1 protein-coding gene and 1 pseudogene are annotated in these 1,936 nt (G+C 73.0%); one reads left to right on the forward strand and one right to left on the reverse strand.

The genetic code is table 11. The features are described 5' to 3' along the window. Window positions 1-351: pseudogene (locus tag GSF22_RS33165) on the forward strand (ATP-dependent DNA helicase RecG); the annotation flags it as partial. A 439-nt stretch (window positions 352-790) separates the two neighbouring features. Here GSF22_RS33165 and GSF22_RS33170 read toward each other — a convergent pair. Beyond that, on the reverse strand, window positions 791-1,936 hold a 1,146-nt coding region (locus tag GSF22_RS33170), incomplete at its 5' end, for an LPXTG cell wall anchor domain-containing protein (protein WP_208817854.1).

Below are 1,936 nucleotides of genomic sequence, written 5' to 3' on the forward strand. Positions count from 1 at the left end.
GGTCGGGGTACGGCCGCCGGGATCTGCCTCCTGGTCACCGAGGCGTTGGAGGGGTCGCCGGCCCGGGAACGCCTCGACGCGGTCGCCTCCACCACGGACGGGTTCAAGCTCGCCGAGCTGGATCTGGAACAGCGCCGGGAGGGTGACGTGCTCGGTGCCGCCCAGTCCGGTCGGCGTTCCCACCTGCGGCTGCTCTCCCTGCTGCGGGACGCCGACCTGATCCGCGACGCGCGGGCCGAGGCGATCGAGCTGGTGTCGGAGGATCCGGAGCTGGCCCGGCACCCGGCGCTGGCCGCGTCCGTGGCCGCCCTGGTCGACGCCGAACGCGCCGAGTACCTGGAGAAGGGCTGACCCTGACCCCTGGGGTCCACCGGGGCGGGTCGGCCGACCGGCTGGCCCCGGTGCCGCTGCGGACTCCGGCCGGGATGCTGTCGGGTTGTACCGTCCGTGCGTGCGGCAGGGGCGATCCGTTTCGCCGGGATGCTGTCGAGCTGCTCCATCCGTGCGTGCGGCGGGGACCGACCGTTCTGCCGGGCGTCCCGCGTGCGCTCCATTCGTGCGAGCAGCTCGACAGGGGACGGGCACCGGTACCGCAGGTCGTCTCCGCGCACCGGACACCCGGCCCCCGGACACGGCGACGGCCCCCGGACACGGCGACGGCCCCCGGACACGGCGACGGCCCCCGGACACGGCGACGGCCCCCGGACACGGCGACGGCCCCCGGACACGGCGACGGCGCGCCGGCCCGGGTGGGGCCGACGCGCCGTCATTGAACCAGGCGCGGTACCGGTCAGGCGGTGAACCGGACCCGGCGACGCCGGGCCATCAGGTAGAGCACCCCGCCGACGACCAGCAGCACACCTGCGGCCGCAGCGATGCCACCGGCTGCCGCACCGGTCAGCGGGAGGTCACCGTCACCTCCGCCGGCGCCACCCCCGCCGGCGCAGTTCGCCGGCTTCTCCCAGGCGACCGGCTTCTCGCTGGCCAGGTCACCGGTGACGGTGACGGTCAGCCCGGCCTCGCCGGGGAAGGTCACCTTGGCGGTCCGGCCCGGCTCGATCGTGACGGTCTGGGCCTTGCCGGTGCTCGGCGTGAAGGTCGAGGTCAGGCTGATGCCGTTCGCCGGGTTGGTGATGGTGAAGGTCAGCTCGGTGCAGGTGGAGGTGTGCCCGGTTTCGGGCTTGCCCACCTCGGGCTCCTGGCAGTCCTGCGGCTTGGTCCACCGACCCTGGTAGACCTCCTTGCCGTCGGCGGTGACGGTGATCTCCTTGGCGCTGCGTGCGTCCAGTTCGACCTCCTCGATGCCCTTGATCGGCACGGTGACGGTCCGGCTGAACCCCTCGCTGCCGGCGACCACGAAGGTCGCCGCCGCGTTGCCCTTACGGTTGATCAGCTTCAGGGTGACGCTGCCGTCGCAGTCGGAGAGCACCTCCACCTCGGGCGCGGCGACGCAGCTCTCCTGGCCGCCGTTGTACCAGGCCTGGCGGCCCTTCGACTGCGCGCCGATGCCCTTCGGACTGCCGACCTTGCGGTCGCCGTACCGGTCGCCGGAGTCGGTGAGCGGGTCGATGAGCTTGTCGCCGAAGACGAAGTCGACCTGGGTGAAGCAGGCCGGCACCTCGACGGCGAACTCCAGCCGGGTGACGGCCAGCTCACCCTCCTTCGGCGCGCCGAACGACTTCACCGACGTGTCGAACAGGTACTGCGGCAGGGCGAACTTCGCCGACGGGGCGACGTACGACACCAGCGCCAACGGCTGTTCCTGCCCGGCGCAGAGCGGCCCGTTGAGCAGTTCGATGCTGGCGGTACCGGCCCGCCCGTCGAACTTGTGCTTGTACCGGGCGTCGGCGGTGCTGACACAGGTCGACCCGGTCGGTGTCGCGGTCTGTCCGGCCCGGGTCGGGGACGCGGCAGGGGTGGGGTCGGTGGCCACGGC

Origin of the sequence: Micromonospora echinofusca (genome assembly GCF_017614955.1) — a bacterium.
Classification (GTDB): Bacteria; Actinomycetota; Actinomycetes; order Mycobacteriales; family Micromonosporaceae; genus Micromonospora; species Micromonospora echinofusca_A.